This window comes from Peptidiphaga sp. (genome assembly GCF_057238965.1).
In genome coordinates, this window is the sequence record NZ_DBHHEV010000120.1 from 1 (window position 1) to 5,876 (window position 5,876).

At 67.3% G+C, this 5,876-nt stretch carries 6 protein-coding genes; all 6 read left to right on the plus strand.

The features are described from left to right. The first annotated feature begins 163 nt into the window (after window positions 1-163). Entirely contained in the window at window positions 164-1,270 is a 1,107-nt protein-coding gene (locus ACO48X_RS10540; RefSeq protein WP_485002042.1) for an HAD-IIA family hydrolase, read from the plus strand. After that, window positions 1,267-1,449 carry a hypothetical protein gene (locus ACO48X_RS10545; RefSeq protein ID WP_485002043.1) on the plus strand — a complete coding sequence of 61 codons (183 nt, stop codon included), beginning with the start codon at window positions 1,267-1,269 and terminating at the stop codon, window positions 1,447-1,449. The genes ACO48X_RS10540 and ACO48X_RS10545 overlap by 4 nt, the downstream gene beginning before the upstream one ends. Before the next feature lie 10 nt (window positions 1,450-1,459). After that, the gene (locus tag ACO48X_RS10550; RefSeq protein ID WP_485002044.1) at window positions 1,460-2,293 is read left to right on the plus strand and encodes a TlyA family RNA methyltransferase; all 834 of its coding nucleotides are present in this window, start codon (window positions 1,460-1,462) and stop codon (window positions 2,291-2,293) included. Further along, window positions 2,294-3,142 (plus strand): NAD kinase, encoded by an 849-nt coding sequence (locus tag ACO48X_RS10555; RefSeq protein WP_485002045.1) that lies wholly within the window; start codon window positions 2,294-2,296, stop codon window positions 3,140-3,142. Window positions 3,143-3,156: 14 nt separating this feature from the next. Continuing rightward, window positions 3,157-4,848 carry a DNA repair protein RecN gene (gene recN, locus ACO48X_RS10560; RefSeq protein WP_485002046.1) on the plus strand — a complete coding sequence of 564 codons (1,692 nt, stop codon included), beginning with the start codon at window positions 3,157-3,159 and terminating at the stop codon, window positions 4,846-4,848. A gap of 4 nt (window positions 4,849-4,852) precedes the next feature. Continuing rightward, on the plus strand, window positions 4,853-5,876 hold a 1,024-nt coding region (gene steA / locus ACO48X_RS10565), incomplete at its 3' end, for a putative cytokinetic ring protein SteA (RefSeq protein WP_485002047.1).

Genomic DNA, 5,876 nt, shown 5'->3' on the forward strand with positions numbered 1-5,876 from the left:
AACGCGAGGCCGAGAAGGTCCCCGAGGCGGCGGAGAATCCCGGAACGGAAAGGCGCTCCGCAGCCGGAGGGAGTCCGGACGGGGAGCACTTCGAAACGATTGAGAGCCGGGAAGACAAGGAGCGCCCCGAAAACGAGATCGATTCCGAAGGCGGCGATGTACGGTGAGCACGCTGGATCAAACCCTCGCGGAACGGTACGACGCCGGGCTCTTCGACCTTGACGGCGTCTGCTACCTCGGAAACGAGGCCATTGAGCACGCCCCCGAAGAAGTCGCCCGCGCGGTAGCTAGCGGTTTGCGCCACGTCTACGTGACGAACAACGCCTCGCGCACAACGGACGACGTCGCCCGGCACTTGGCGTCCCTCGGCTTTCCAGCAGTCGCGGCGGACGTGGTGACCTCCGCGCAGGTGGGAGCGGACATAGCCGCCAAGCGGTGCGGAGAAGAGGCGAAAATCCTAGTCATCGGCGGGGCAGGGCTTATCGGCGCCGTCGAGGAACGCGGGCTGAAAATCGTGCGCTCCGCGGACGACGGCCCCGACGCCGTCCTTCAGGGCTTTTTCCAAGACGTGACGTGGCACGACCTTTCCGAGGCCGCCCTGGCCATCCGGGCGGGCGCGCTCTACATCGCCACGAACCTGGATCTCGTCATTCCGCGCGAGCGCGGGCTGATGGTCGGCAACGGCGCCCTCGTCGGCGCAGTTTCCCTTTCGACCGGCGTCAAACCGATCTCGGGCGGCAAACCCGAGCCGGAAATCTTCCTCGCCGCCGCCCGAGGGCTCGATTCTCGCAAGCCCCTCGCGATCGGCGACAATCTCGACACGGACATCAAGGGCGCCGTCAGCGCAGGCATCGACTGCCTTCACGTTCTCACGGGCCTCGCCAGTGCCCGCAATATCTGCCTGGCGCCGCCCGAGGTTCGGCCGACCTTCCTTTGCGACGACATGCGAGGGCTCAACGAGCCGTATCCCGAGGTGCTCATCGAAACCGGAGACGACCACAGTCGCCAGGCCGGAGACGAGCGAATCGACGACGGGGAAGACATCGACTCCGGAGACGTCGCCAAGGCGGGAACGGTCACGGTCGGATCGGCCCAAGCCCGCTGGACCGAGAGCGGGGTCCGCCTCTTCGGCGAAAAAGAGATCGACGTGGCTGCGGGCCCAACCCTGAACCTCGACGAATATCGCGCCCTCGTGCACGCCGCTTGGAAAGCCGCGGACGCGGGGGCCGACCTCGACGCGGCGGTCGGCGAAATCAAGGTGGTCCGTTGAGTTCGCCCTTTCCGCGGCCGCCCGTTCCGCAAGCGCCTTTCGATCCCGAGGAAGCTTTGCGCGAGCTTGAAAGCGCGGAAGAAAGAGACCCGGACGGGAACGACGTCGACAAGACGATCGAATCTCTCGAGAATGTGCTTGAAGGCTTGAGGCGCACCCTTTCCTCGGCTCAGGCGTGAAGGAGGGAACATGGGGCGGCTGATCAGAGTTGATGCCGAGTTGGTGCGCCGCAACCTCGCCCCTTCCCGGCAGCATGCTCGGGAACTGATCGCGGCGGGGAAAGTGCTCCTTGACGGCGAGGCCGTGCGAAAGGCCGCCCGGCAAATGGACCCCGCCCAGCCGTTGCTCGTCGTTGAAAGCGAGCGGGAGGACTACGTTTCGCGGGGAGCCTGGAAGCTGATCGGCGCCCTCGATCTGCTCGGCGAGAGCGGCCCGGCGGTAGAAGGCGTCAGGTGCCTGGACGCCGGCGCTTCCACAGGCGGCTTCACGGACCTTCTTTTGCGGCGGGGCGCGGCGCACGTCGTCGCCGTCGACGTCGGTTACGGGCAGATCGCCTGGCGGCTGCGGGAGGACCCGAGAGTCACCGTCGTCGAAAGGACGAACGTGCGCACCTTGGATCCCGCGCTAGTCGCCCCCGCGCCCGGCCTCGTCGTCGGCGACCTGTCGTTCATATCGCTCACGCTCGTCATTCCGGCGCTCGTGAGGGCGGCCGACCCCCGCGCCGACTTCCTCCTTTTGGTCAAACCCCAATTTGAGGTGGGCAAGGAGCGGCTTGGAAACGGAGGGGTTGTGCGCGACACGTCCCTGCACGCCTGGGCGATGCGCAAGGTTGCAGACTGCGCTGCGGCCAACGGCCTTTCCGTCGCGGGCGCCGCGCCTTCGCCGCTGCCCGGTCCCGCTGGAAATGTAGAGTATTTCCTGTACATGCGGGCGGGCGACGCCGATTCTTCGTGCGCGAACGTGGACGCAGCAATCGAGCAAGCCGTAGCCCAAGGGCCTGCGGGAGAGAATGCGAGGAGTTGAATGGCGCGACGCATCGCCGTTGTCACGCACCGAAAGCGCGGCGCCGCCACAGAATCGTCGGCGAAAATCGTGCGTCTGCTCGAAGAGGCGGGACTCGAGGCGGAAACGAGTCCGACGAGGCAGAGTGTGGCCGAATGCGAGCTCATCCTCGTTCTCGGAGGGGACGGAACGATCCTCCACGCCGCAGAGCTCGGCCGGCCGGCAGGGGTGCCGATACTCGGAATCAACTACGGACACGTCGGCTTTCTCTCGGAGGCCGACCCCGTCGATGCGCCGCAGGTGGTTCGTCAGATCGCGGAGCGTTCGTGGGGCGTCGATTCGCGAATGACGATCGACATCACGATCGTCGGCCCGGACGGAAAGGTGAAAAAGGACTGGGCGCTCAACGAAGTCGCCATCGAAAAAGACGTCGATTTCCGGATGCTCGAAGTGTCCATCGGCGTCGACGGCCGCGAAATCTCGGCATTCAAGGTCGACACCGTCCTCTTCTCGACCGCGACGGGATCGACGGCCTACAACTTTTCCGGAGGAGGGCCGATCGTGTGGCCCGACGTCGAAGGCATGGTCCTCACGCCCGTTGCGGCGCACGCCCTGTTCACCCGTCCCCTCGTTGTGGGGCCGAACTCGCAGCTGGAGCTGCGCGTCCTCGACGGGGCTGCGCGAGGGTGGTGCGACGGACGGCGAGAGCTGAGCGCCGCCGCAGGCTCGACGATCACCGCCGTCAAGGGCGAGCATCCCGTCCTCCTCGCCCGGCTCAACGACACGCCCTTCTCGGGAAGGCTCGTGACGAAGTTCAGACTTCCGGTGCGGGGATGGCGCGACCCCGCGCAGGAAGGCAACTGTGGCTGAGCAGGAGGGCATCAGTGATTGAGACGCTGACCATAGAGAACCTCGGGGTCATCGCCGAGGCCCGGCTCGACCTTTCGGCGGGGCTCACGGCCCTGACCGGCGAGACCGGCGCGGGAAAGACGATGGCCCTCACGTCGTTGCAGCTCATCTTGGGCGGAAAGCCTGACCCCGGACACGTCCGCACCGGCGCCAAGGCTGCGCGGGTCGAGGGGACGTTCCTGGTCGCCGACGATTCCCCGGTTCTGGCGGCGATCGACGACGCCGGAGGGGCCTACGACGTCGACGGCGGGCAGGCCGAGATCGTCGTGTCCCGGCAGGTGCCGGCTTCCGGCCGATCGAGCGCGTTCATCGGCGGACGCCGCGTGCCCACAGCCGTCTTGAGGTCGATAGCCCAAAGCCTCGTCACCGTCCACGGGCAGTCGGACCAGCTGCGTCTGGCCACGGCGGGCCAGCAGCGACAGGCCTTGGACGCATTCGGAGGCGAGGCGGTCGCAAAGAAGCTCCGGCAATGGGGCGAGGCGTACTCGGCCCACGGGAAAGCCGAAGAGCGGCTCCGCTCCTTCGACGAGAACGCCCGCGAGAACGCGCGCCGCCGCCTCGCATATCAGGCCTTGGCCGCGAAAGTCGAGGAAGTCTCCCCGCGCCCGGGCGAAGACGAGGCCCTCAAAGTGGAAGCCTTCAGGCTGGAGAACACGGAGTCGCGCTTCGCGGGACTGTCGGAGGCCGCGGCGCGGCTCTCAGGATCGGACACGGTCGACTCGGCCGCCCTGGAGGAGATCGACGCAGCCGTGCGCGCCCTCGAGCAAACAGGCGACGTCGTCGACCTTCTTGCGCGGCTTCGTTCGGCTCGCGACGAGCTCGGCGACATCGCGGCCACCCTCGCCTCGGCCGCGGCGGACACCGAGGCCGATCCGGCCAGGCTCGCCGAAATATATGCGCGGCGCCAGGAGCTTTCCGGGCTGCGGCGAGAACTCGGCATGGAAAACGACGAGGCAATCGAGGCCGCCGAGGAGGCCCGCGCGGCCCTGGCCGACCTCGAGGACCCCGAGAGCGCGAGGAAACGTCTTGAAGAGGAGTGCGAGCGCGCCCGCAAAAGCATGGAGGCCGCCGGGGCGGCTCTTCGCAAGGCCCGCTCGCAGGCGGCCGGCCGGCTCGGCGCCCTCGTCAGCGACGAGCTGACCGAGCTCGCGCTGGCCAACGCGCGGTTTGAAATCGCCGTGACCGAGGGGCAGCCCGCGGCCCACGGCGCAGACGTCGTCGAATTCCTTTTGGCCTCGCATCCCGGGGCGCCGCTCCGGCCCATCGGCGCGTCGGCCTCGGGCGGCGAGCTTTCGCGAGTCATGCTCGCCGTCGAGGTGTCCCTCGCGGAGCGGGCGGCGCAGTCGGACCGCACCTTCCTTTTCGACGAGGTCGACGCCGGAGTGGGCGGCCGAGCGGCCCAAACGGTCGGCAGGCGCTTGGCCAAGCTCGCTGAAAAACATCAAGTGATCGTTGTCACTCATTTGGCGCAGGTGGCCGCCCACGCGGCGACGCAGGCCGTCGTCGTCAAAGAAGAGGACGAATCAGGGGCAAAAACCGACGTTGCGATCGTCGCCGGTGACGAGCGGCTCGGAGAATTGGCGCGGATGCTCTCGGGAAGCGACACCGATGCGGCTCGAGCCCACGCTGCCGAACTCCTCGGCGGCGGTTCGGATGTGGCACGATAAAGCCGTGGCACTCCCATTCAGACGGAAGAAGGAAGCCCCGCTGGTCGACGACCATGCGGGCGAGGCGCGCGTGGATCCGCGCACGAAGAATCTGACAAAGCGTCTGCGGGCGGGCGAGGTCGCGATCATCGACCATTCGGACATCGACAGGGTTTCCGCCGAGGCCCTCGTGGCGTGCAACCCGCTCGTCGTCGTCAACGCGGCGAAATCGACGTCGGGGCGATACCCCAACCTCGGACCGGGAATCCTCAACGCGGCGGGGGTGCCGCTGGTCGACGACTGCGGGCCCGACGTCATGGAGATCGGCGAAGGCACGCGCGTGCGCGTGACGGAGACCGGCGAGGTGTACGCAGGGGAGGAGCTCGTCGCGACCGGAACCGTTCAGACGGCGGAGACGATCGCCGCCAACCAGGAGGACGCGAGGGCCGGCATGGACGTCCAGCTCAAAGCCTTCGCCACGAACACGATGGAGTACGTCGAGCGCGAGCAGGACCTCATTTTCGACGGCGTCGGAGTGCCCGACGTCAAAACCTCCTTCGAGGGGCGCCACGTCCTCGTCGTCGTCCGAGGCTACAGATACAAGGAGGACCTCGCGGCCCTCCGCCCCTACATTCGCGAATACCGGCCCATCATGATCGGGGTGGACGGCGGAGCCGATGCGATACTCGAAGAGGGGTACAAGCTCGACATGGTCGTCGGCGACATGGACTCCGTTTCGGACAAGGCCCTCACCTGCGGAGCGGAGATCGTCGTCCACGCTTACCGAGACGGACGCGCCCCCGGAAGCAAGCGCGTGGACGAGCTCGGGGTGGACCACGTCGTCTTCCCGTGCACCGGAACGTCCGAAGACGTCGCGATGCTGCTGGCCGACGACAAGGGGGCAAAGCTCATCGTCGCCTTGGGCACCCACAACACCCTCATAGAATTCCTCGACAAGGGGCGCCCGGGGATGGCTTCGACCTTCCTCACGCGCCTCGCCGTGGGCGGAAAGCTCATCGACGCAAAGGGCGTCTCTCAGCGGTACCGCT